Annotated in this window: 21 protein-coding genes; 8 read left to right on the top strand and 13 right to left on the bottom strand. The window is 54.9% G+C overall.

The window, feature by feature from the left end:
- Positions 1 to 61 precede the first annotated feature (61 nt).
- Both AC6F7T_RS12145 and AC6F7T_RS12150 read left to right on the top strand, forming a co-directional pair.
- On the top strand, positions 62 to 745 hold the full coding sequence (locus tag AC6F7T_RS12145; RefSeq protein WP_500719213.1) for a carbonic anhydrase: 684 nt from the start codon (positions 62 to 64) through the stop codon (positions 743 to 745).
- A 27-nt stretch (positions 746 to 772) separates the two neighbouring features.
- On the top strand, positions 773 to 1,837 hold the full coding sequence (locus AC6F7T_RS12150) for a hypothetical protein (protein WP_500719214.1): 1,065 nt from the start codon (positions 773 to 775) through the stop codon (positions 1,835 to 1,837).
- 20 nt (positions 1,838 to 1,857) lie between these two features.
- Here the strand turns inward: AC6F7T_RS12150 and AC6F7T_RS12155 are convergent, their stop codons facing one another.
- The 6 genes from AC6F7T_RS12155 to hemW form a co-directional block, all read right to left on the bottom strand.
- Positions 1,858 to 3,696, bottom strand: coding sequence for a penicillin-binding protein activator (locus tag AC6F7T_RS12155; protein WP_500719215.1), 1,839 nt, complete (start codon positions 3,694 to 3,696; stop codon positions 1,858 to 1,860).
- A 39-nt stretch (positions 3,697 to 3,735) separates the two neighbouring features.
- Entirely contained in the window at positions 3,736 to 4,854 is a 1,119-nt protein-coding gene (gene dnaJ, locus AC6F7T_RS12160) for a molecular chaperone DnaJ (protein WP_500719279.1), read from the bottom strand.
- Between the two features lie 70 nt (positions 4,855 to 4,924).
- The gene (gene dnaK / locus AC6F7T_RS12165) at positions 4,925 to 6,832 is read right to left on the bottom strand and encodes a molecular chaperone DnaK (RefSeq protein WP_500719217.1); all 1,908 of its coding nucleotides are present in this window, start codon (positions 6,830 to 6,832) and stop codon (positions 4,925 to 4,927) included.
- A 36-nt stretch (positions 6,833 to 6,868) separates the two neighbouring features.
- Positions 6,869 to 7,468, bottom strand: coding sequence for a nucleotide exchange factor GrpE (gene grpE, locus AC6F7T_RS12170; protein WP_500719218.1), 600 nt, complete (start codon positions 7,466 to 7,468; stop codon positions 6,869 to 6,871).
- A gap of 196 nt (positions 7,469 to 7,664) precedes the next feature.
- Positions 7,665 to 8,693 (bottom strand): heat-inducible transcriptional repressor HrcA, encoded by a 1,029-nt coding sequence (gene hrcA, locus AC6F7T_RS12175; RefSeq protein ID WP_500719220.1) that lies wholly within the window; start codon positions 8,691 to 8,693, stop codon positions 7,665 to 7,667.
- Positions 8,694 to 8,842: 149 nt separating this feature from the next.
- Complete coding sequence (gene hemW, locus AC6F7T_RS12180) at positions 8,843 to 9,976, bottom strand: radical SAM family heme chaperone HemW (RefSeq protein ID WP_500719221.1); 1,134 nt, start codon at positions 9,974 to 9,976, stop codon at positions 8,843 to 8,845.
- Positions 9,977 to 10,381: 405 nt separating this feature from the next.
- Between hemW and AC6F7T_RS12185 the strand changes: the two genes are divergently transcribed.
- Positions 10,382 to 11,188: a hypothetical protein gene (locus AC6F7T_RS12185; RefSeq protein ID WP_500719223.1), complete on the top strand. Its 807-nt coding sequence runs from the start codon at positions 10,382 to 10,384 to the stop codon at positions 11,186 to 11,188.
- A gap of 80 nt (positions 11,189 to 11,268) precedes the next feature.
- Here the strand turns inward: AC6F7T_RS12185 and AC6F7T_RS12190 are convergent, their stop codons facing one another.
- From AC6F7T_RS12190 to AC6F7T_RS12215, 6 genes are read right to left on the bottom strand one after another with little or no spacing between them, the layout of a single operon-like run.
- Entirely contained in the window at positions 11,269 to 11,586 is a 318-nt protein-coding gene (locus tag AC6F7T_RS12190; RefSeq protein ID WP_500719224.1) for a Na+/H+ antiporter subunit G, read from the bottom strand.
- Between the two features lie 15 nt (positions 11,587 to 11,601).
- Positions 11,602 to 11,871, bottom strand: a complete 270-nt coding sequence (locus tag AC6F7T_RS12195; RefSeq protein ID WP_500719226.1) for a K+/H+ antiporter subunit F — start codon at positions 11,869 to 11,871, stop codon at positions 11,602 to 11,604.
- Positions 11,865 to 12,365 (bottom strand): Na+/H+ antiporter subunit E, encoded by a 501-nt coding sequence (locus AC6F7T_RS12200; RefSeq protein ID WP_500719228.1) that lies wholly within the window; start codon positions 12,363 to 12,365, stop codon positions 11,865 to 11,867. Before AC6F7T_RS12200 ends, AC6F7T_RS12195 begins: the two co-directional genes overlap by 7 nt.
- Complete coding sequence (locus AC6F7T_RS12205; RefSeq protein ID WP_500719230.1) at positions 12,365 to 13,933, bottom strand: monovalent cation/H+ antiporter subunit D; 1,569 nt, start codon at positions 13,931 to 13,933, stop codon at positions 12,365 to 12,367. Before AC6F7T_RS12205 ends, AC6F7T_RS12200 begins: the two co-directional genes overlap by 1 nt.
- Positions 13,930 to 14,265, bottom strand: a complete 336-nt coding sequence (locus tag AC6F7T_RS12210; RefSeq protein WP_500719231.1) for a Na+/H+ antiporter subunit C — start codon at positions 14,263 to 14,265, stop codon at positions 13,930 to 13,932. The genes AC6F7T_RS12205 and AC6F7T_RS12210 overlap by 4 nt, the downstream gene beginning before the upstream one ends.
- The gene (locus AC6F7T_RS12215) at positions 14,266 to 17,094 is read right to left on the bottom strand and encodes a monovalent cation/H+ antiporter subunit A (RefSeq protein WP_500719233.1); all 2,829 of its coding nucleotides are present in this window, start codon (positions 17,092 to 17,094) and stop codon (positions 14,266 to 14,268) included.
- Between the two features lie 274 nt (positions 17,095 to 17,368).
- On the opposite strand from AC6F7T_RS12215, the gene AC6F7T_RS12220 reads away from it, so the two are divergent.
- Positions 17,369 to 18,154, top strand: coding sequence for a nitrilase-related carbon-nitrogen hydrolase (locus AC6F7T_RS12220; protein WP_500719235.1), 786 nt, complete (start codon positions 17,369 to 17,371; stop codon positions 18,152 to 18,154).
- Between the two features lie 20 nt (positions 18,155 to 18,174).
- Here the strand turns inward: AC6F7T_RS12220 and AC6F7T_RS12225 are convergent, their stop codons facing one another.
- Entirely contained in the window at positions 18,175 to 18,504 is a 330-nt protein-coding gene (locus AC6F7T_RS12225) for a hypothetical protein (RefSeq protein WP_500719236.1), read from the bottom strand.
- A gap of 161 nt (positions 18,505 to 18,665) precedes the next feature.
- Between AC6F7T_RS12225 and trxB the strand changes: the two genes are divergently transcribed.
- The 4 genes from trxB (at position 18,666) to hgcA (ending at position 23,024) form a co-directional block, all read left to right on the top strand.
- Positions 18,666 to 19,604, top strand: coding sequence for a thioredoxin-disulfide reductase (trxB, locus tag AC6F7T_RS12230; RefSeq protein ID WP_500719238.1), 939 nt, complete (start codon positions 18,666 to 18,668; stop codon positions 19,602 to 19,604).
- 56 nt (positions 19,605 to 19,660) lie between these two features.
- Positions 19,661 to 21,190, top strand: a complete 1,530-nt coding sequence (locus AC6F7T_RS12235; RefSeq protein ID WP_500719239.1) for a YifB family Mg chelatase-like AAA ATPase — start codon at positions 19,661 to 19,663, stop codon at positions 21,188 to 21,190.
- 48 nt (positions 21,191 to 21,238) lie between these two features.
- Positions 21,239 to 21,688: a hypothetical protein gene (locus tag AC6F7T_RS12240; RefSeq protein ID WP_500719241.1), complete on the top strand. Its 450-nt coding sequence runs from the start codon at positions 21,239 to 21,241 to the stop codon at positions 21,686 to 21,688.
- Between the two features lie 214 nt (positions 21,689 to 21,902).
- Positions 21,903 to 23,024: a mercury methylation corrinoid protein HgcA gene (gene hgcA / locus AC6F7T_RS12245; protein WP_500719242.1), complete on the top strand. Its 1,122-nt coding sequence runs from the start codon at positions 21,903 to 21,905 to the stop codon at positions 23,022 to 23,024.
- The last annotated feature ends 106 nt before the right edge of the window (positions 23,025 to 23,130 follow it).

Below are 23,130 nucleotides of genomic sequence, written 5' to 3' on the forward strand. Positions count from 1 at the left end.
TGTTCCAGCTGTTTTTTTATGTTAGTATTGCGCCCTGTATGAGTAAAATGGAGAGCAATTAATGGCAGATGTGACTAAATTCCTCGATGGTATTGGCGTTTTTCAGAAGCAACATTTTGGAGAAAATGCTGAACTGGCAACCTCCCTGGCCTCAGGCCAAAGGCCGCAAGCTCTGCTCATTGGCTGCTGCGATTCCCGGGTCGACCCGGCACTGTTGACCGCCTGTGCCCCCGGCGATCTGTTTATTCTACGCAATATCGCCAACTTGGTTCCCCCTTACATTAAAAGCGAGGGGAAAGGCGATGACTACCACGGTGTCAGTTCAACCATTGAATATGCTGTCTGTTACCTCAATGTTTCTGACATTATCGTTCTCGGGCATTCCCAATGCGGCGGCATCAACGCCTTGATGAGCAGCGCCAGGGGGGAGATCGCCGGCGAATTCATCGGCAAATGGGTCAGCATCGCTGTCTCTGCCCGTGACAAGGTGCTACAGGACCTGGCCGATGCCCCGGAAGAAAAGCAACTGCGGGCCTGCGAAAAGGAAGCGATCCTCGTTTCGTTGAAAAACCTGATGAGTTTCCCCTGGGTCCGTGAACGGGTCAACCGTGGCCAACTGAGCCTGCACGGCTGGTACTACAATATCGGCACCGGCCAGTTGCGCTGTTACAATCAACTGACGGGCGAATTCGAGATCCTTGTTGAACGCTACAGTCCACCGGCAGAAACGAAAAAATCCAGCTAGCCCGGTTTCCCCGGATGCGAGATAAACATGTCTATCCATCAACAACCGATCGTCGAGCGCATCGCCTGGTTAGACGAGCTCGCCCGGCGTCATACCACTGAGTTTCGCAGCCCGGATGCCAGCCTGGCGCGGGAATTCTATGTGGCCAAGTATCCCACGGCCATCATGGTGCTGAAATGCATGGATGGGCGCATCAACATACCATTCGCTACCGGCACTCCTCCCGGCATCATCCAGCCCTTTCGTAACCTTGGCGGCATGTTTGACCTCGGCTGGCCGCACCTGGGGGAAGTTCTGGCGGCAGACGTCCACCGCATGCTGGGTGCCGGTCGTCAGATCCTGATTTTTATCACCTATCACTTTTCCCGTGGCGATGATAGTCGTGGCTGTGGCGGTTTCGACTGCAACACCGCCGCTGCCCTCGCCCATTGCCGGCAGATCAAACAGCAGACAGAATATATTTTTGGTGCCCGCCACGGCACCATCTACCCGCTGCTGTGTGGCTATGAGACGGATGAAGATGCCCTGATCCTGCACGGCGCGGATGACGAACTCCTTGACCTGTCGACCCTGTCGATTGCCGATATCCCATCACTTGAACACAAATTAAGCTCCATGTTCCCGGACATGTCAGAACAGATGCAGCACGACCTGTTGCCCCTGTTGCAGGGGAACATCAAACGTATTGCCCAGGTACGCACCACCTGTCGACTGCTGGATATTGAACATCGGGAGTGGATGATCTGTCTGGGGCGCGGTTTCGATTTTCTGCATACGCCGAATCTGGCATTGATTATCGGTCCTTACAGCCCGGATCTGGCCGACCCGATCCGCAAGGCAGCAGGGATTATCGAGGGAAATATGCGCGCCGGCCGGATACCCGACGATGGCTTTTTGCTGTTTACTTCGGTTCCTTACGAGGGAATCGGCATGGATCGCGCCCGCGCTGAACTGAAATCGCGTTTTCTTGCTGATTTTGCTGCACATGTCATCCGTAGCGACTTTCCGCCGCTCGCCAAGAGGATGCACACCCAGATCGGCGTATTGTCCTGGCGCTCACGCGCCCTTGAATTGTTACAACATTCACCCTGAACCCCATAAACCGCCAAGCCCTACAGCCTTTGCACCAAACGACCGCGCTGCACCCCAAGCAGATTCAGCTCTTTAATCGCCTCCCCTTCCAGATCAAAGCCTCTGGTACCGGTCACCCCACGGATGTTATCCAGATGCAGCAGCGCGATCCGCAGATCGTCACGATTACCCACTTCGGGGCGATCAATCGTTGCCAGCAGCAGGCTGGCTGCATCAAAGGCCTGAGCCTCGAGAATACTTGGTTCCTCTCGATAGGCGCTGCGAAACAGCTCGACAAAACTCCGTACCTCGGGGTTGCGGCTATCGGCATAAAAGGCTTCGACAAAGACCGCATTATCAAGAAAACGCCCGGCACGGTTAATCAACTCCGGTGAATACCAGCCGTTGATACCGAGCAGCAGCACATCCTTGATTCCATAAAACATCAACTGCGGTGCAATCAGGCTGACATTCTCAGCAAAATCGGGGATAAACAGGGCATGGAAGGGGGGCAAGGGGTATTCGGGAGGTTGCATCCCGCCACTTTTTTCTTCGGCAATAGGACGACTGCGATTCGACCAGAGCAAGTTCTCAATCTGGTCACGAAAATCGGTGGTTCCCTCCGGGTAACTGACAACATCAACCAGTTCGCCGCCGCTGCGGCGCACCAGCGTTTCGAACAGTTGCGTCATCTGTTGACCGATACGATTTTGCGGGCGCAATACCGAAAAACTGATCCGCTGATCAGCCATGGCATAACTCACCAGCGCCTTGACCTGCTGCTCGGCGGTGACCGTATCGCGAAAAATAAAGTTGCCAACCTGGGGTAACCCTTCGGTCTGCGCCAGCGCCAGCAGTGGCACCATCTGACGTTGTGCTTCGCGCGCCGCTTCCAGAGCATCGGCACTGAGCAATGGACCAATGATGCCGATCACCCGGTCTTCGTTGGCCAGTCCACTGACCAAGCGCTTAACCGGCACATTACCAGCGCTATCACGATAGATAAAACGCACGGGGAAACGCGCCTTGTTGTGTTCTTTAAGCGCCAGCTCAAGGCCATTTTTTACCAACTCGCCATAGGAGGCATAGGGCCCGGACAGGGGGAGCAGCACGCCAACAGTGTTGCGGTTGAGCCAACCATCCTCCCGTGTGCGTTGCAGCAGATCTTCTGCTTCCTGCCAGAAGGGGAAAGGAACACCAATCGCAAACAGCTTTTCCAGCTGCCCTCTGGCCCCTTGCGGATTCTGCCGCGCCAGCGCACGTCGGGCGAGTTGCAGCAGCGCATCCTGACCGATTTCAGTGCCCTGCCACATGAAGACCGCTTCGTTCAACTCGGTATCAGACAGATGATTCTGCAGCAGCTGCCGCGCGCGCGCAAAAACCATCTGCGGGTCAACGCCGATAGCCAACTCCTGTTGCAGATAATACAGGGCAAACAATGACTGGTTTTGCGCCAGGGCAGCGGTGACGAGGGCCTGGAATAAACGCTGTTGATCTGTCGCGGCCAGGGTCTCGCCGATCAAGGGTTGCAACATACGCAGCCCTTCGGCAACGTTGCCTGTGGCAACCAGGGCATTGCCATGGAGCAACTCGATATCTGGACTGCGCAATACGGCAGGGGTACGCTGCAGGTAGAGAATGACATCGGGATACTGTTGCCGTTCGGTCAGAATTCTGCCGATCAGGGCATAGGCGCGGGCAGTCTGAAGGTTTTCAGGAGCATTGCGGATGTGATCACGCAGTACCGCCAGGGCCTGATCGTGCCGCCCCAACTGATAGAGCTCCTGCCCGCGCTCAAAACCGGCAGCGGCGACCACCGGTGACAGCCCTGACAAACACAGGCCAAACAGCAAGAGAATCACAAAAGCTATGCGCTTCATCGGTACTCCCTGATCATCACACCACGCCAACAGAAAATGTCAGTCGAACAGCTCCTTCACCTTATCAAAAAAACCCTTCCCCTGGGGGTGGATCTCTTCGCCGCCGGCCTTGGCAAACTCTTCCAGTAATTCCTTCTGGCGGGCGTTGAGCCTGGTGGGAACCTCGACCCGCAGCACCACCAGCTGATCGCCACGTCCATAGCCCTGCAGGGCGACAATCCCTTTGCCCGACAGCTTGAAAATCTTGCCGCTCTGGGTGCCCGTCGGAACCTTGAGATTGACACGACCTTCAAGGGTGGGAACCTCGAGGTCGCAACCAAGGGCGGCCTGGGCAAAAGAAATCGGCACCTCACAGATCACATTCTGGCCATCGCGTTCGAAGATCGGATGTTTTTTGACGCTGATCACTACGTACAGATCACCGGGCGAACCACCCTGGCTACCCATTTCTCCTTCGCCGCTAAGCTTGAGGCGGGTGCCATTTTCCACGCCGGCCGGGACATTGAGGGGCAGGGTGCGTTTTTGCTTGACCCGGCCACTGCCTTTACAATCGGGGCACGGATCTTTAATGGTTTTGCCCTCACCATGACAATCCGGGCAAGGGCGGGTCATGGTAAAGAACCCCTGCTGATAGCGCACCTGACCGGCACCGCGACAGGTCGAGCAGGTCTGCGGTGAGGTACCCGCACGGGCACCGCTGCCCTGACAACTGTCACATGGCTGACTGCGTGGCAACTGCAGTTTCTTCTCGGCACCAAATGCCGCTTCTTCGAAGCTGATGGTCAGGTTGTAGCGCAGGTCGTCGCCGCGCCGCCCCCGTCCCCCGCGGCGCGAGCCGCCGAAAATATCGCCGAAAATGTCGCCGAAAATGTCCTCAAAAGGCGCGCCGCCAAAATCGAAACCTCCCCCGGAGAAGCCTCCGGCGCCGTTGACGCCGGCGTGACCGAACTGGTCATAGGTTGCCCGTTTCTGAGGGTCAGACAGAACCGCGTAGGCTTCGGAAAGCTCCTTGAATTTGTTTTCCGCTTCCTTATTGCCGGGGTTTTTGTCCGGGTGGTATTGTACCGCCAGCCGCCGGTAAGCTTTTTTTATTTCCGTTTCGCTGGCGTTACGGTTGACTTCAAGGATCTCGTAATAATCACGTTTTGCCAAAATAATTATCCAGACATAAAAAAGGCGGACGCCGAATGGTTGTTTTCAACGTCGGCGTCCGATCCCGGTTAGCAGTTTATTTCTTCTCGTCAAGGTCCTCGAATTCGGCTTCAACCACATCATCCTTGGCTGGGCTTTCAGCTGCCGCCCCTTCATTGCCGGCGGCGCCCGCATCTTCCTTACCTTGGGAATACATCACTTCAGCAAGCTTGTGAGAAGCCTGGGCGAGGGTCTCGCTCTTGCTCTTGATAAGCTCAGCATCGTCCCCTTCAATCGCCTTTTTCAGGTCGTCCAGGGCTTCCTGGATTTTTGCCTTGGTGGCACTGTCAACTTTTTCGCCATGCTCAGCCAGGGATTTTTCCGTCGTGTAAGCAAGACCATCCGCCTGGTTACGAGCTTCGATCAATTCACGCTTCTTTTTGTCTTCGCCGGCATGGAGCTCGGCATCCTTAACCATCTGCTGAATTTCATCATCAGACAAACCACTGGATGCGGTGATCTGGATCGACTGTTCTTTGCCGGTGCCCAGATCCTTGGCCGATACGTGGAGAATGCCGTTGGCGTCGATATCGAAGGTTACTTCAATCTGCGGTACGCCGCGCGGTGCCGGCGGCAGACCAACCAGTTCAAAGTTACCGATGGTCTTGTTGTCATTGGCCATCTCTCGTTCGCCCTGGAGGACATGAACCGAAACCGCCGGCTGGTTGTCGGCAGCGGTGGAAAACACCTGGCTCTTCTTGCATGGAACCGTCGTATTTTTCTCGATCAGCTTGGTCATAACGCCACCCAGGGTCTCGATTCCCAGCGACAAAGGAGTCACGTCAAGAAGCAGGACGTCTTTGACATCGCCGGTCAGAACCCCACCCTGAATGGCCGCGCCAATGGCGACCACTTCATCCGGGTTGACCCCTTTGCTCGGCGTTCTGCCAAATATTTCCTTGACCCGTTCCTGAACCGCAGGCATGCGCGTCATGCCACCGACCAGGACAACTTCCTGAATATCGCTGGCCGACAGACCGGCATCCTTCAGAGCCGTTTTACAGGGGCCAACCAGCTTGTCGAGCAGCCCGCTGCAGATACTTTCGAGCTTGGAGCGCGACAGTTTAATGTTCAGATGTTTGGGTCCCGACTGATCGGCAGTAATAAAGGGGAGGTTAATGTCGGTCTCCATCGATGAAGACAACTCGATTTTGGCCTTTTCAGCGCCTTCCTTCAAGCGCTGCAGGGCCATCTTGTCGTTCCGTAGATCGATGCCCTGATCTTTCTTGAACTCATTGGCGACATAGTCGATGATCAACTGGTCAAAATCCTCACCACCCAGGAAGGTATCGCCGTTGGTCGACTTGACCTCGAAGACCCCATCGCCCAGATCGAGAATTGACACATCAAAGGTACCACCGCCGAGGTCAAAGACGGCGATGGTCATTTCTTGCTTTTTGTCGAGGCCATAGGCCAGGGACGCCGCGGTTGGCTCGTTGATGATGCGCAACACATTGAGTCCGGCAATCTTACCGGCATCCTTGGTAGCCTGACGCTGGGAATCGTTAAAGTACGCCGGCACAGTAATGACCGCATCGGTGACCTTTTCCCCGAGGTAGTCCTCAGCGGTCTGCTTCATTTTCTGCAGCACCATGGCAGAAACTTCCTGGGCACTGTATTTTTTGTCGCGCACCTGCACCCAGGCATCACCATTGTCCGCCTCAATAATTTCGAAGGGGCTGATTTTCATGTCTTTTTGCACGGCCTCTGAACTGAACTTGCGGCCGATCAGACGCTTGATGGCAAACAGCGTATTCTCCGGATTGGTGACCGCCTGACGCTTGGCCTGCTGGCCGACCAGACGCTCACCCGACTCGGTGAATGCGACCATGGACGGAGTGGTGCGTGATCCTTCCGAGTTGGCAATAACAACCGGCTCGCCACCTTCCATAATGGCAACGCAGGAGTTGGTGGTTCCTAAATCAATACCAATAACTTTACCCATGATGTTGTTTCCTCCCTAGAGCTTTTTGTCCTGATATCAGGTAGTTTTGTTGTCATCGTCGGCTGCTGAAGGCTTTTCTGTCAGCGACTTGGCCACCAGCACAAAAGCTGGCCGCAGCAAACGTTCATTAAGTTGATAACCCTTCTGCATTTCAACCATGACCGTGTTAACCGGATGGTCAGCAGATTCGAGCTGCCCCATGGCCTGATGAAAAGCGGGATCAAAAGGCTTGCCGGCAGCATCAATCGGTGCCACGCCGAAACGACTGAGCACCTGAGTGAACTGGGTCAGGGTCATGCGCACTCCTTCAAGCAATCCGCCGCTTTCAGCCGCCTTGTCGGAATGTTCCAAGGCCCGTTCGAGGTTATCGATAACCGGCAGAATATCGCGCAGAAGCCCCTCGTTAGCAAACTTGGCGATCTCTTCTTTTTCGCGGGTTGTTCTTTTACGAAGATTGTCCATGTCGGCCAGGGTTCTTACATACTGTTCATGCAGCCGCTGTTTCTCTTCGAGAGCTTGCGCCAACTGCTGCTCTAAATCCGCATTTTCCGCGAGGGGTTCAGCATCCGGATGAACAACCTCGACAGGATTGTCTGCAACCTGATCTGTTGCACTTTGGTCGGTCTTCTTGCCCACAGTACCTCATCTCCTTTTGATATATATTCGTATCTATTCAGCACCGGGTCGGGAATCCTATGTCAAGGGACGCGATTGTTTCCCGTTGGGTCATCCATGACCGCTTGTTGTCGCCGTCCATGGCGACAAACACCCTTGCCATAGGATCCCCGGCCCTGCGCGAAGGATAGCAACTGAATAGTTGCATATATTCTTCTTACTCAGCTTCCCGATCAAGTACGCGACTGACCAGCTGGGCGGTAAAATCAACGATCGGCACAACCTGGGAATAGTCCATACGCATCGGTCCGACAACTCCCAAGGCTCCTATCGCCCCCTTACGATTGGAAAAGTTCGCAGAAATCAGACTGCAGCCCTTCAAATCGACGTCACTGCCGATAAAGATCTGCACCCCCTGGGCCGACTGACTACGATCGAGCAAGTCTATCAGAATTTTTTTACTTTCAAAGGTCTGAATCAGGCGGCGCATCTGTTCCGGCGATGAAAACTCCGGTTGCTCAAGCATCAGTGATGTGCCGGCAACAAAAAGCTGATCCTCAACCTCGTCCTGCAGCGCAGCAAAAGACAAACTCAAGGCTTTTTTGCGCAGCTGATCGTAGAGACTCATTTCTTCCTGCATCTCTTTTTTCAGCTTTTCGCGCACCTGATGAATGGTCAGACCGCCCAGCTCGCGATTGAGATAGTTACTGATCTTTTCCAGCTGACGCTGATCGATGTCCACATCAGCGGAAATCACCTTGTTCTGCACCAATCCGGTTTCAGAGACATAGATTACCAGCAGGCGTCCGTGGGACAGACGCACAAATTCAATCTGGCGAAAGACCGTCGAGGCAAATTTCGGCACCATCACCAGCCCCGCATATTTGGACAGGCCGGACAGAATCCGCCCGACCTCCTGCATGATGTCTTCCATTTTCATGCCGGAAAAACGATAGCTGTTGCGCAGCTGCTTCTTTTCCTTATCGCTTAAGTCACGTACCTGTAACAGGGTATCAATGTAGTACTGAAATCCCTTTTCCGTCGGAATCCGTCCGGCCGAAGTGTGGGGTGAACAGAGCAGACCCATCTCTTCGAGATCGGCCATGACATTGCGCACCGATGCCGGCGACAGATTAAAATCATGCCGGCGGGTAATGGCACGACTGCCTACCGGTTCCGCTGAAGCAATATAATCCTTGACGATCGCTTCCAGGATATTCTGGCTGCGCTCATTCAATTCAGCCATCGACACGACTCCATGATCCTGCTGACTCAATCACGTTAGCACTCAACCAGCTCGAGTGCTAATAACGCAGACTAGCAACGCTTATACCCTTTGTCAAGATCTAACCGGGCAACGGGGTGACGACCATTCAGTAGCAGCCAGGGCGTTCTTTAAAAAAAGGCCTTGATCAGATGATCATAAATCAGCCAGTGCTGTGGTGGCAGCATAATCCGCTCACCAGAGCACACCAATGACGCCTGCAACCGGGCCATGGCGGTGGGAAAAGCACGCTGCAAGGATTCACCAAAACGCTCCTCAAAGGCAACCGGATCAACACCGGCGCTGGTGCGCAGGGCGAGATAAAGCGTCTCGATCATTGCTCCCCGGCGGTTGAAACTCTCAAGCCGTTCAGCCGGGTCGACCCCTGCTGTCAGCAACTGACGATAGCGCGCCAGATCGGCTGGAACATGCCGGCGCTCACCGTAACCGGACTCGACAAAGCTGTGAGCCCCGGCACCAATGGCCAGACAGCTGCGGCGCTGCCAATAGCGCTGATTATGCTGGCAATGCCAACCGGGACGAGCAAAGTTGGACACCTCGTAGTGTTCGTATCCTGCTGCGCTAAAGCGTGCGCGCAGCAATTCGTACTGTCTGGCATATTCATCCTCGTCAACCGCAGTGATCAGGCCCTGCTGCTGCCAACGTTCAAACTCGGTTCCCGCTTCAACGGTCAACCCATAAACCGATATATGTTCAGGTTCCTGCTGCAACAACTGGTCTATTTCCCGATCCAGATCGTCAGTATCCTGCCCCGGCAGGGCGAACATCAGATCGAGGCTGATGTTGTCAAACCCGGCAGCGCGGGCGCCAGTTACGGCAGCGCGGGCCTGATCAGCATTATGACAGCGCCCCAGCTGCCGTAGTTGCTGGTCGTTAAAAGATTGAATACCGATAGATAAACGATTTATCCCGGTTTGACGGACCTGCTGAAGGTACTTCCCGCCAAAGGTTCCGGGATTAACCTCGAGGGTGATTTCCGCTTCGGCGCTCAAACCAAAGCGGGCGCGACTGGCTGTCAGCAGCAGATGCAACTGCTCCGCTGTCAATAACGACGGCGTGCCACCGCCAAAGTAGATGGTCTGCAATTCACTATCGGCCAACTCGTCACAATGGATCAGTTCAAGATGTCGACACAGCAGGTCGACATAGTTGTCACGCTCCACATCACTGGTCGTTGTCGAAAAAAAATCGCAATAGCGACAGCGCCGGCGGCAGAAAGGAATGTGGAAATAGAGAGAACTCACGGCTCACTAGCACCTCGCTGACAGATTAAAAATGCACCAGATATGTTATATCAAACCACGCCATAAAAAATCGTCATCCCTACTACCGATCATACTTGAACAGCCCTGCACGGATAAGTTAGATTTCATCGTCTGGCTATCTATTTGACTCCAGTAAAGCAGAAAACAGGATATGGATTCTGCGACATCCCTTCGCTGCACACAGAATGACGGCAGGTTATTTTTTCTGCCAGACTTATGTCTTTGTCATCCGGCGCGAAGCTGCAGGATCCGGGCTGTCAGCAAGTCGCATTGGTCCAGATTGTTGAACCGTTATGAATGGAGCAAAGTGAATAACCAAATTCCATATTATCCATAGCACAAAGGGATCGGCTCCGCGCCCATTTTACTCAGGACAAAAGAGTTTTGAACGAAAAACCTGAACAACACGACCAATCGTCAGCACCAGGAGGCAATCCAGACTACCTTGTTGAGGGCCACAGCCAACTGGGTTTTGTCTGGTTTTTTACCCTGATCGGCCCTTTTGCCCTGTCCTTAACGCTGTTGGTCCTGTTTTATTTACAACACGGTTGGAGCTTTGTAAAAGCCCTGCTGCTAACAGCGACAGCTGTTTTTTTCTTTTTTGGTCGCTTTGTTATCTTAGGTGGCAGTTCCGGCTCAAGTACCGAGGCTAGCGGCGCTGTCGACGAAGCGATGCAGGAAGCAGTACAACAAGCTGCACGCTTTTTCTCTTCCGGAGAACTCGCCTTTCTGGTGTTCTATATGGATGTGATGGTGGCCTGCCTGCTCGCTTTCCACATCGGCTTCTTGTACCGCTTGCCCCTGCTCGGTGAAAAACTCAAAGAATTGCAGGAAGACGGCAAATTTATTCTCGCCAGCAATCCGTGGATGAAAAGCGCAACTTTTGCCGGCATTGTTGCCTTCTGCGTCTTTCCACTGGCGGCTACCGGCAGTGTCGGTGGCTCTATTTTTGGCCGGCTGCTGGGAATGTCCCGCATCGGCACCTTAATGGGTGTCGTTACCGGAAGTGCGGTCGGCTGCTCCCTGATGTATTTCGGAGCCACCCTGATCAACCGCTATCTTGATCGCGACAACCCCTGGCTGACCATCGGCGGTATCGTCTTTATTGTTCTGATGATTCTCTGGCTCAATCAACGCTACCGCAAAATGAAAGCCCAATGGCAACAGAACTCAGCTCGCCCGAAACAATAATCATCCTGCCCTGCGATAACGTAAAAAGGCTGTACACATCACTGTATGCAGCCTTTTTACGTTTATGCCAATTTTCATCATCAACCGTCAGCATGATCCTTATCTTGATGCAGGCGTTGATGACGCGCTGCCTTGGCGAGAAAATGCGCACTGACCGGCGCAGTGATAAACAGAAACAGGGTGATCAATACTTCATGCAGACTTAAACCCTCTTTTAGGAAGCTGAAGTAGATGGCCGAGGCAATGACGATACTGCCAACCCCCAGGGTGGTTGCCTTGGTGGGTCCATGCAGACGGGTGAAAAAATCCCGCAGGCGAAACAGGCCGATGGAGCCGGCAAGGGCGAAAAAGGCTCCGAGAATCAAAAAGAAAGAGACGAGAATCTCGACAACAATCATGTCATACTCCTTGATTTATTCAACGATATCGCCGCGCATCAGGTACTTGCTGGTCGCTACGGTACTGATAAAGCCCATGACGGCAATAATCAGCGCTGCCTCAAAATAGGTAGTGGTATCAAAAAAGATCCCCAGCAGCACAAACAGCGCCAGCGCGTTGATATACATGGTGTCCAGTGCCAGAATCCGATCCGGCAAGCTCGGCCCCTTGAACAGCCGATAGAGGTTCAGCAACTGGGCCAGGGTTATAAAAACAAATGCAATAATCAGGGCGATATTCAGCATGTGAAGATCTCCTTGAGGGTGGCTTCATAACGCGACTTGATCTCGGCAACAGCGGCCTGTTCATCAGGCACATCGAGACCGTGAACAATCAGGGTCTTTTTATCGGCGCTGATCTCCGTCGATACGGTTCCCGGGGTCATGGAAATAACGTTGGCGAGAAGGGAAATGACCATCGGATCATCGGTATCAAGGGGCACCTCAATAAATTTTGGCTGCAGTTTGGAAATATCGGGCTGCAGAATCAGGCGCACCACGTTAAGGTTGGCGACAACCACATCGTACAGAAAGGTGACGAAGAAAAACTTCAGAAACAGTCGCCGTTTACAAATCCGTGGCCGCTCCGGCCAGAAGCGATTGGTAAACCAGGGGATCATGATCCCGAGCAGGGTGCCAAGAAGAATGTGACCAAAGGAGAAAGTATTATTGAGCAGCAGCCACAGAACAATCAGTGCAATGGTCATTAACGGATGGGGAATCCAGCGATTGCCTTGCATTAGTGACCTCCTGCTGACAGCAGTGCAGCAACGGCATCACTGCCAAGTACTGCTTCAATATAATGTATTGGCTGACTGATCTGCGCCGCGACCGCGTAACCAAAATCACTTAAGGGACCGCCAAAGAGCACCAGCACCGGACTGATGGCGAGTAGCGCCAGGGCCGGGAACACATAACCGGCATCAAAACGGGGAATATCAGCATGGGGTGCCTTGGTGTAGGCGCCGACACCCGTATCGTCAAGCGGGATCGTCTTCCAGAAGATCAGGCTACCAGCCCGCCCGAGAGCGATCAAGCCCATCAGCCCACTAATCAGCACCAGTGACCAGATCCAGGGCGCTGCCGCATGGGACTGTACCCCCATCAACATCATCACCTTGGCGGTAAAGCCGCTTAATGGCGGCAAGCCCCCGATAGCCACTGCGGCACCGAGAAACAACAGCCCCAGTAACCGCTCCTGGCCAACCGGTCGATCCGGGATCAAGGCCGCACCGACACCAAGGCGTTGCTGGCGGATCATATCAGCAACAAGAAACATGGCGGCGGTCATAAAAGTGGTATGTGGCAGATAGACAATAGCCGCAGCAACGGCATCGACACTGAAGGTGCCGATCACCGCCAGCAGGGTGCCGACCGAAGCCACGACCATGTAGGCGATTGTCTGACGCAGATCTCGACTGGCGACAACACCGATGGATCCGGCGATCAGGGTCAACAGCGCGACAGGTATCAGCCACGGTTCAAGAACATTGGCCGCGACGCCGCCATGCTCGCCAAAAATCAACGTATAGACACGCAGGATAACGTAAACCCCAACCTTGGTCATCACCGCAAACAAGGCGGCAACCGGCGCGCTGGTAAAGCCATAGGCGTTGGGCAACCAGAAATAGAGAGGGAGCAGCGCCGCTTTGAGGGCAAAAACGCCGAACAAAATCAAGCCTCCGGCCTGCAGCAAGGCCGCATTGTCAGCCGGCGCATGAGCAAGTCGCACCGCCATGTCCGCCATATTCAAAGAACCAATCAAGCCGTAAAGAATACCGACTCCAATCAGAAAAACGCTGGAACCAACCAGATTGAGCATGACGTAATGCATACCGGCCTTGGTACGGCGGGCTCCGCCGCCATGCAACACCAGACCATAAGACGAAAGCAGCATGACCTCAAAAAAGACGAACAGGTTGAAGATGTCGCCGGTCAGAAAGGCACCGTTGATGCCAAGCAGCTGAAACTGGAACAGGGCGTGAAAGTTTTTCCCCTGCTCATCGGTGCCTTTCACCGCATACAGCAGACAAAGAAACGCCAGCAATGAGGTAATAAAAATCATCATCGCACTCAAGCGATCCAGCACCATGATGATTCCAAAAGGTGGACTCCAGTTACCCAGAACATACATCTGGATCGGCCCGTTTATGGCCTGATACAGGAGCAGTCCGGTAATCAGGGTGACTAGCGCAGAACTGATCAGCCCCAGGGTGCGGTGCAAGGAAATACTGCGGTTAACTGCCAGGACAATGATTGCTCCCATCAACAACGGCAGCACCAGGGGAGCAACGATCAGATGATTCATGAGTTGTTCTCCTTATGGCCGTCAACGTGATCGGTGCCTAATTCGCCGCTGGCTTTTAGTGCCAGTACCACGACAAAAGCAACCATCGCAAAACCGATAACTATGGCGGTCAGAACCAGGGCCTGAGGCAAAGGGTCGGTATATTGCAACTGCACAGGGGAAATCACCGCCGGCAGGTTGGTTTTGAGTCGGCCGCTGACAAACAGAAACATGTTAACGGCATAGCCGAGCAATGTCAGTCCGAGCACAAAGGGAAAGGTTCGTGCGCGAAGCATCAGATAAACACCACAGGCAATCATCACGCCCATACAGGATGTAAACAGCAGCTCCATTTAGTGTTCTCCTTTTTGTTCTTCTTGGTCTTTTTGCGCGCTGGTGGACACAATTTCAGCATCGGTCGAATTCATCGATCCCAACTTCACCAGCACCAGCATGACCGAACCGACCACCGCCAGGAACACACCGAGGTCAAAGGCGATGGCACTGGCGATCTCAAACTTGCCGACCAGTGGCCAGGTCAGGTAAGTGAAGCTGCTGGTCAAAAACGGGTAACCGACCACCCAGCTGCCGACCCCGGTCAAGACGGCAATAACCAATCCCCAAGCCATGATGATGTGGTTATCGACGGTCAGGCGCGGGCGCGTCCAGACAATCCCGCTGGAAATGTACTGGAGGATCAACACCGAAGCGACGATCAGTCCGGCAATAAAACCGCCGCCCGGCTCATTGTGCCCGCGCAGAAAAATATAGACGGCAAACAGCAACGACAACGGCATCAACGGCCGCGTGATCTGCGTCAGAATCATCGGGAAACGATCCTGTACCCAGGGGCGTCCCAACGCGTCCGTCTTAGGCGCGGTCAAATCAAAATCATGCAGCAGGGCGTAGATAACAAGTCCGGCAATCACCAGCACGGTAATCTCACCCAAGGTATCAAAACCGCGGAAGTCAACGAGAATGACGTTGACCACATTGGTGCCACCGCCACCGGGCTTGCTGTTTTCGAGAAAATATCCGGCAATCGTATCATAGGGGCGGGTCAGCACGGCCATCATCAGTGCGGTACAACCACCACCCGCTGCCACTGACAGAACGATATCGCGGCCGCGCCGGGTGCTGGTCGATTCTACCGGGGTGGTGCGTGGCAGCAGATGCAACGCCATCATCAGCAGAATAATGGTGACCACCTCGACGGAAATCTGGGTCAGGGCCAGATCCGGCGCTGAAAAGCGGATAAAGGACAGGGAAACGATCAGCCCCACCGTACCAAGCATGATGATCGACAGGATTCGATTGCGGTGATTCACTACCGTTGCCACGCTACAAAAGATCAGTGCCAACCCCATGATCAAAGTCACCGGATCTACGGAAGCCATGGCCAGGGGGCCAATAAAAGGCGCACTCGAGCCAAAAAACGGACTTGCTCCCAGCACGATCACAGCCCCTACCAGCAAAGCAATGTAACGCTGCAGCGAACCGTTTTCCATATAAGCGGTGATCTGTCTGCCGCCCTGCACCACGCCACTGATAAAAGCTTCGAAATTAGCCTTGCCGTCACAATAGCGCATGCACCAGCGATGGGAATCAAACAGACGCAAACGCTGCAGGTAGAAAATCGACCCACCAACCAGGGCGATGACACTCAAGGCCAGCGCCATGTTGAGACCATGCCAGATGGCAATGTGGTAGTCGGGGGTCGCTGCGCCGAGGATGCTGCCGGCGGCCACATTGACCATGGGCGCCGCCAGGGTCATGGGGAACAGGCCGACCAGAACACAGATGGTCATCAGAATTTCAGCCGGCAGACGCATGCCGTGGGGTGGCTCATGGGGCTTTTTCGGCAGATTGGTGAAGGGCTCCTTGAAAAAAACGTCATGCACCATGCGGATCGAGTAAGCCACGGCAAAAATTGCCGCCAGGGTAGCACCCAACGGTACGATCCAACTGAAGGCACCGAACAGGTTGGGCTCCAGGGTTTCGGCAAGGAACATTTCCTTGCTCAAAAAGCCGTTAAACAGAGGAACTCCAGCCATGGATGCACTGCCGATCATGGTCAGGGTGCCGGTAATCGGCATGTATTTCCACAGTCCCGACAGGCGCTTCATGTCGCGGGTGCCGGTTTCGTGATCAATAATCCCGGCGAGCATGAACAGGCCAGCCTTAAAGGCGGCGTGGTTGAGGATATGAAACACCGCAGTAAAGGCCGCCAGCGGACTGCCAAGTCCGAGCAGCAGGGTGATCAGGCCAAGATGACTGACGGTGGAATAGGCCAGCAGTCCCTTAAGATCATCTTTGAACATGGCCATGTAAGCGGCAAACATAAATGTGATCAGACCAACGGGCGTCACAATATAAAACCACAGGGAACTGCCTGATAGTACCGGAAACAGTAGTGCCAGCAGAAACACTCCGGCCTTGACCATGGTTGCTGAATGAAGATAAGCACTCACCGGCGTCGGTGCCGCCATGGCGTGAGGCAGCCAGAACTGGAAGGGAAACTGTGCCGACTTGGTAAAGGCGCCGAGCAGGATCAGAATAAGGGTGATTGGATAAAGGTGATGGGCATGAATAATCTCTTTCGAAGCCAGAATGGTTGTCAGCTCAAAACTACCGACGATATGACCGAGCAGAAGAAACCCGGCGATCATTGCCAAACCGCCGCCGCCGGTAATCACCAGAGCCTGACGTGCCCCTTCACGGGCATCGGTACGGTAGCTCCAGAAGCCGATCAGCAGAAACGAGCTGATACTGGTCAATTCCCAGAACATCATCAGCAGGATGATGTTTTCCGACAAGACGATCCCCAGCATCGACCCCATGAACAACAACAGATAGGTATAAAAACGCCCCATCGGGTCGTCGGCTGAAAGATAAAAGCGCGCGTAGATGACAATCAGCAAGCCGATGCCGAGAATCAAAAAAGCAAACATGAAACCGAAACCGCTGACGCGAAACGCGAAATTCAGGCCGATCGCGGAGATCCAGCTCCAACTCGCCAGCGGCATCGCGCCGTTAAACACTGCCGGAGCCTGGAGCAACAGCAACAGCATCGAGACACCGGCTATCGCTCCAGCAGTGAGGGCATTGAGGTTGCGGCTGCGAAACAGGGAGGGAATGACGGCTCCCAACAAGGGGAGCAAAGGGATCAATGCAAGATTCATTAGTTCTTCCTGTCGGGTTTTGCATTTGTTACCAAGGGCAATTCAATGGTATAAAAAAATACCGTCCAAAAAGGTATTCAATTCGGCCCGCAAAAGCAAGAATTATCGAAACCACTGTTTGTAAAACGCTACTATATCGTGATGCCAATATGGCGAAAAATAGCCTACAACAGCTGTTTCCAGTAAATAGTGGCAGGGAATTGGGGCGTTACTTCTTTTCAATTTAAATGCAAACAATAGAACGCTTTTTTACTTGAACCAGGGAGACCGCTTCATGACACAGCTGCGCTGCGCCGCTATTCAGTTCAACATCGATTTGGGAGATATCGACAGCAACCGCAAACAGGCCGCTTCCGCCCTGCGTCGGGTCGCTGCCGCCGGCGTTCAACTAGCCGTGCTGCCTGAGATGTGGAGCACCGGTTATGATTATCGCCACCTTCCCACCCTGGCCCAACGCACCCCCGAGATTGTCAAGGAAATGCAACAACTGTGCGCGGAATTGGGCCTGGTCAGCGTCGGCAGCCTGCCGGAATTGAGCGCCGGCAAAATCTATAATACCGCCTATGTCATTGATCAGGGAAAAGTCGTCGGTAGCTATCGCAAGCTCCATCTTTTTTCCGCCATGGGTGAGGACAGACACTTAAGCGCCGGCAACCAGAGTCTGGCAGTCGACACCTCTGTGGGCAGAATCGGCGTCGCCATCTGCTACGATCTGCGTTTTCCCGAGCTCTTCCGCAAGCTTGCCCTGACAGGGGCCGAAATCATCTGTGTCCCGGCGGAATGGCCAAAACCACGGGGGGAACACTGGCAGATCCTGTTACGTGCCAGGGCAATTGAAAACCAACTTTTTGTGGCGGCAGCCAACTGCTGTCGGATCCAGGGAAAACTGGATTTCTGTGGCCTCAGTCGCATCATCTCGCCACTGGGAACGATCCTCGCGGAAGCCGCAGAAGAGGATACCGAACTGATCGCCGATTGCGATTTCAACGAGATGGTCACCTACCGTGAACAAATCAAAATTTTGCATGACCGACGCGCCGATATTTACGGCACACCCTGAAGAGCAGGTATGAGCACTGGCTACTGAGCCAGTCGCTGAGCACCCTGGCGATAGGCTGGGGGTATCTCATCGAAACTATCGGCAAAATGCAGCACACCGGCAGCGTCAACGTAAAGATAGCGCGATGCATCAGCGGAAGTTTTCATTTCAGCTTCAATGGTCCGGCCGATGCGGTCATCAAGGCCATCAGTGCGTCCCAGGGTCAGTAACCGTGCACGAAAATCACAGTAAAACACCTGGGTTTCAGTCAGCACGGGGGTGGAGAATTGGCGCCTTATCATCAACTGATCGGTAACAACAATCAGCATCAGGGTCACAACCACCCACAGGATAAACCGGATAAACTTCAATTGTTGCCTCCCACCGTTTGTCATCTCAACGACTAAAGAGCAGAACCCATCATACTCAACTGATTTGTCCGGCTGCAAGGTATTCCATTTTCACCACAGATATGCAAGTATTCGAATCTGTAGCGCATGAAGGAATCGCCGACAAGGAGTCAAAGATTATTATGAGTACCACCGATTACGATGTCATTATTATCGGCGGCGGGCCGGCGGGAATGACCGCCGGACTCTACGCATCGCGCGCTTGTTTAAAATCCCTGATGATCGAAAAAATGATCCTTGGTGGCCAGATGATGACCACCACTCTGGTGGAAAACTGGCCCGGCTACCCAGGCGGCATCGAAGGACCGGAACTGATGATGCGCTTTCAGGAGCACTGCGTTGAATTCGGCCTGGAAACCGCTTATGGCACCGTCGAAAAGATCATTGACAATGGCGCCAGCAAAACCCTGCTGGTTGACGGCAAGGAAATAACCTGCAAAGCAGTGATCGTCGCCACCGGGGTGATTCCGCGCAAACTCGGAATCGACGGCGAAGCAGCCCTGGTCGGCAAAGGGGTCTCCTATTGTGCCACCTGCGACGGCGCTTTTTTCCGCAATCAACCCATCGCCGTGATCGGCGGTGGCGACACCGCCGCAGAAGAAGCTTTATTCCTGACCCGTTTTGCCAGCAAGGTCTACATGGTACATCGCCGCGACCAGTTGCGTGCCACCAAAATTCTGCAGGAGCGCATTTTTGCCAACGACAAAATCGAAATGGTCTGGAACTCCGTAGTCGAAAAATTTACATCCGACAACAGCGGTCTTACCGGAGCCGTTTTGTGCGATATGAAAACCGGTTCCTGCCGTCAGGTTGAGTTAAACGGCATGTTCGTTGCCATCGGGATTACCCCTACAACCCATTTTGTCAAAGGGCTGCTTCACCTGGATGAAGATGGCTACATCCGCTGCGGCGAAGATACCATCACCAATGTTCCGGGAATCTATGCCGCCGGCGATTGCCGCACCTCGGTCCTCAAGCAGGTTTCCACTGCCGTCGGCGATGGTGCTGTCGCTGCTATCATGGCGGAAAAACTGATCTACGAACTCAATCACGCGTCCTGATTATCAATACGCTGAGCGTTTTTTTTGCAATCTGACATAAGAGCAGGAGGGGGAACATGCTCGCTAAAGTCACATCCGGTGCCCTGATCGGCATTAATGCCTATCCGGTTACCGTGGAAGTCGATATTGCCCAGGGGTTGCCGCAATTTGCCACGGTCGGCCTGCCTGAGGGTGCCGTCAAAGAGAGCAAGGACCGGGTTAAGTCAGCCATCAAGAATTCCGGTTACGAGTTTCCCGCGCGGCGCATCACCATCAATCTTGCTCCCGCCGATATCCGCAAGGACGGTGCTGCTTTTGATCTCCCCATTGCCATCGGTCTGCTGGCCGCCACCGGCATTGTCGATGCCGAACGTCTGAAAAAATTCATCCTTCTGGGCGAACTGTCCCTCGATGGTCAGGTCAAGCCGGTGCGCGGCGTTCTGCCGATTGCCGTCGTCGCCCGCGACTGGGGCGATCAGGCGCTGATTCTGGCACTGGAGAATGCCGAAGAAGGAGCCATCGTCGCTGGGCCTGCTATCTATCCGGTGCGCGATCTGGCCGAGGCTGTCGGCCTGATCAACGGTGAAAAAGAGTTCGCCCCCTTTGCCATGTCCCCGGCCACCGATACCGTTCCCCAGACTACCGACTGTGAAGATTTTGCCGAAGTGCGTGGCCAGGAGCACGTCAAACGCGCCCTCGAAGTTGCTGCGGCCGGCTCCCACAACATCCTGATGAGTGGGCCACCGGGATCCGGCAAGACCATGCTGGCACGGCGCTTGCCGACCATCCTCCCCGATTTCTCTTTCGAGGAGGCCCTGGAAACCACCAAGATTCATTCCGTTGCTGGTCTACTGTCGCGTAACAATGCCCTGGTGCGCCAACGGCCGTTCCGTTCCCCTCATCATACCATTTCCGATGCCGGACTGATCGGCGGTGGCGCTTACCCGCGCCCCGGCGAGGTTTCCCTGGCTCATCGGGGGATTTTGTTCCTCGATGAATTCCCGGAGTTCAAAAAGAACGTGCTGGAGATGTTGCGCCAACCGTTGGAAGATGGGCAGGTCAGCATCAGCCGCGCCGCCTTGAGCCTGACCTATCCGGCGGACTTTATGCTGGTCGCCGCCATGAATCCCTGCCCCTGCGGCTTTTTGGGAGACACGGTGCATGACTGCACCTGCACCCCGCCGCTCCTGCAGCGCTACCGCAGCAAACTCTCCGGTCCCCTGCTCGATCGCATTGACCTCCATGTCGAGGTGCCCCGCGTTACCCACAAAGACCTCACCGATGTCGCCGCCGGCGAAACAAGTGGCGCCATCCGTGAGCGCGTCAACCAGGCCCGCGGGCGCCAGCGCCAGCGCCTTGCCCCCTTTGGCCTCCACGCTAACAGCCAAATGCAGGCCCGCCATATCCGCCGCTTCTGTAAACTCGACGCGCATGGCGACGCCCTGCTGGAACAGGTTACCGACAAACTCGGTCTGTCAGCGCGCAGCTACACGCGCATCCTCAAACTCGCGCGCACCATCGCCGACCTGGCCGGTAGCGACCAGATCGACCGTATACACTTAAGTGAAGCGATTCAGTATCGGGGGTTGGACCGAAAAACAGGGTGAAAGGTCCAACTCAGCTTATTGTAACGAACGACAACAGAAGGGGTTTCTATGTACAAGATGCCACAGATCACCATTTATGCCAGGCAAGCCGGAGTTTCCATCTCTCCCTATGAACGTCGCAGCGAAGGTCGACCGACCGAAGGGCGGATCGTGCTGCGTTTCTTCCGCCTCGAGAGCGGCAGCAACGCGGTCCGCTTTATCGTCGAACCCTTTGAGGCCTTCGCCCTGTTCAGCAAGATGCACAGGATTGTCGGTGATGGTGGTCAGGAGAGCCTCAATCACTCTTTTACCGGTCCCGATGGCGAAATCCAGACGCGCTTGACGGTCGAGCGCTGGGTGCGCAACGAAAAGAGCGGCTATGCGCTTTCGGTGCAGCGTGGCGACGAGCAGATTAACGTGCCGGTTCAGTCTGAGCAGTTCCTGTTTGCCGCCGAGTTCCTGCGGCACCTGTCGCTGCAGCAGGCCTGGATCGAGGAACCGGAACGCATGGCAGGATAACGCAGCGGATAAACAGCTCAGATTTGACTCTTTGTCCCCTGTACTCCAGGGATAAACGTGATTTACTGGATAACGTCCTTGATTGAGTTTAAACTGGCGCAGGCTTAGTCGCTCTCGCCGCCAGAATGACTATCGGAACGATAAATTCAGGTACAGTCGCTGCTGCAACCTTGGCGCGGCTCACACTATCGATTAACCTTGGTGGAGTTGAAAAATGCAGCATCCTGAAACCGGAACAGATTCTCCCTGCCAACCGATCTCCGTCTCTGCCGACAGGCCTCCCTGCTGAGGCCCACAGGTCTCTGCCGGAGGCGGAGAAATCAGTGAAAAGGTACCCGGTTTTGTTGGCTGGCTGCAAACCGGAGCGGGAAAGGTGCCACTGCTTTCGACCCAGCTTGGCTGCCGTGACCGCCTCGGCGCCTGGAAAGCCCGCTGGGGGATCGGAAGGATGTCATACCTGACCCCACCCGGCCTCTATGCCATCGGCTCTCCGGGTAGTGACGATCCAGTGATTGTCACGGCCAACTACAAGATGAGCTACGACATCGTCCGCAGCGCTCTCCACGGCCGCAACGTGTGGATTCTGGTCCTGGAGACCTTCGGCATCAATGTCTGGTGCGCCGCCGGAAAAGGGACGTTCGGGACTGACGAACTGATCCACAGGATAGACGCGGCACATCTGACGCAGGCGGTCAACCACCGCACGCTCCTGTTGCCGATCCTCGCCGCCCCTGGCATCGCCGCCCACGAGGTGACCCGCCGGACCGGGTTTCGTGTCCACTTCGCAACGATCCAGGCGACAGACCTGCCGGAATTCCTCGACAAAGGCATGGTGACGACTGCGGCCATGCGGGAGCTGACCTTTACCTTTCGCGAGCGCCTCGTCCTCGTCCCGGTGGAGATCGTCCTGGCCCTGAAACCGACCATCTTCATTACCGCCCTTCTTTTCCTTGTCGGAACGGCCTTTAACGAAGCGGCGGCCGGATTCACAGCAGCAGCAGCCTTCCTCGGGGCAGTAGCCGCGGGAACGATCGCGACACCCCTTCTCCTGCCGTGGCTTCCCGGCTCAAGCTTCGCCGTCAAGGGGGCGACCTGCGGGATGGGGTGGGGGCTTGTCTGGCTCGCTCTCGCCGGCGGGGACATCGGGGTCCCGGCCGGCGCCGGAACACTCCTCGCCCTCACCGCCGTCAGCTCCTTCTACGCCCTCAATTTCACCGGCAGCACCCCCTTCACCTCCCGCTCGGGGGTCAAGAAGGAAATGCGTATCGCCCTGCCGGCGATGATTGCAACTCTTGTCGGAGCGACGCTTCTTTGGCTATGGGCGGCGTTCCTTTAGGTGATGGTGTGCTGTTGATGGGTGGTAACTATTCAGCGCTATCTTTGCGCAGGGTCTTTGGATCCTGTGGCAAGGGTGTTTGTCGCCATGGACGGCGACAACAAGC

The organism is Pelovirga sp. (assembly GCF_059864205.1).

Coding starts and splice junctions, on each gene's coding strand:
- AC6F7T_RS12145 (WP_500719213.1), top strand. CDS start 62: ATGGCAGATGTGACTAAATTCCTCGATGGTATTGGCGTTTTTCAGAAG.
- AC6F7T_RS12150 (WP_500719214.1), top strand. CDS start 773: ATGTCTATCCATCAACAACCGATCGTCGAGCGCATCGCCTGGTTAGAC.
- AC6F7T_RS12155 (WP_500719215.1), bottom strand. CDS start 3,696: ATGAAGCGCATAGCTTTTGTGATTCTCTTGCTGTTTGGCCTGTGTTTG.
- dnaK (WP_500719217.1), bottom strand. CDS start 6,832: ATGGGTAAAGTTATTGGTATTGATTTAGGAACCACCAACTCCTGCGTT.
- hrcA (WP_500719220.1), bottom strand. CDS start 8,693: ATGGCTGAATTGAATGAGCGCAGCCAGAATATCCTGGAAGCGATCGTC.
- AC6F7T_RS12190 (WP_500719224.1), bottom strand. CDS start 11,586: ATGATTGTTGTCGAGATTCTCGTCTCTTTCTTTTTGATTCTCGGAGCC.
- AC6F7T_RS12195 (WP_500719226.1), bottom strand. CDS start 11,871: ATGCTGAATATCGCCCTGATTATTGCATTTGTTTTTATAACCCTGGCC.
- AC6F7T_RS12200 (WP_500719228.1), bottom strand. CDS start 12,365: ATGCAAGGCAATCGCTGGATTCCCCATCCGTTAATGACCATTGCACTG.
- AC6F7T_RS12205 (WP_500719230.1), bottom strand. CDS start 13,933: ATGAATCATCTGATCGTTGCTCCCCTGGTGCTGCCGTTGTTGATGGGA.
- AC6F7T_RS12210 (WP_500719231.1), bottom strand. CDS start 14,265: ATGGAGCTGCTGTTTACATCCTGTATGGGCGTGATGATTGCCTGTGGT.
- AC6F7T_RS12215 (WP_500719233.1), bottom strand. CDS start 17,094: ATGAATCTTGCATTGATCCCTTTGCTCCCCTTGTTGGGAGCCGTCATT.
- AC6F7T_RS12220 (WP_500719235.1), top strand. CDS start 17,369: ATGACACAGCTGCGCTGCGCCGCTATTCAGTTCAACATCGATTTGGGA.
- trxB (WP_500719238.1), top strand. CDS start 18,666: ATGAGTACCACCGATTACGATGTCATTATTATCGGCGGCGGGCCGGCG.
- AC6F7T_RS12235 (WP_500719239.1), top strand. CDS start 19,661: ATGCTCGCTAAAGTCACATCCGGTGCCCTGATCGGCATTAATGCCTAT.
- AC6F7T_RS12240 (WP_500719241.1), top strand. CDS start 21,239: ATGTACAAGATGCCACAGATCACCATTTATGCCAGGCAAGCCGGAGTT.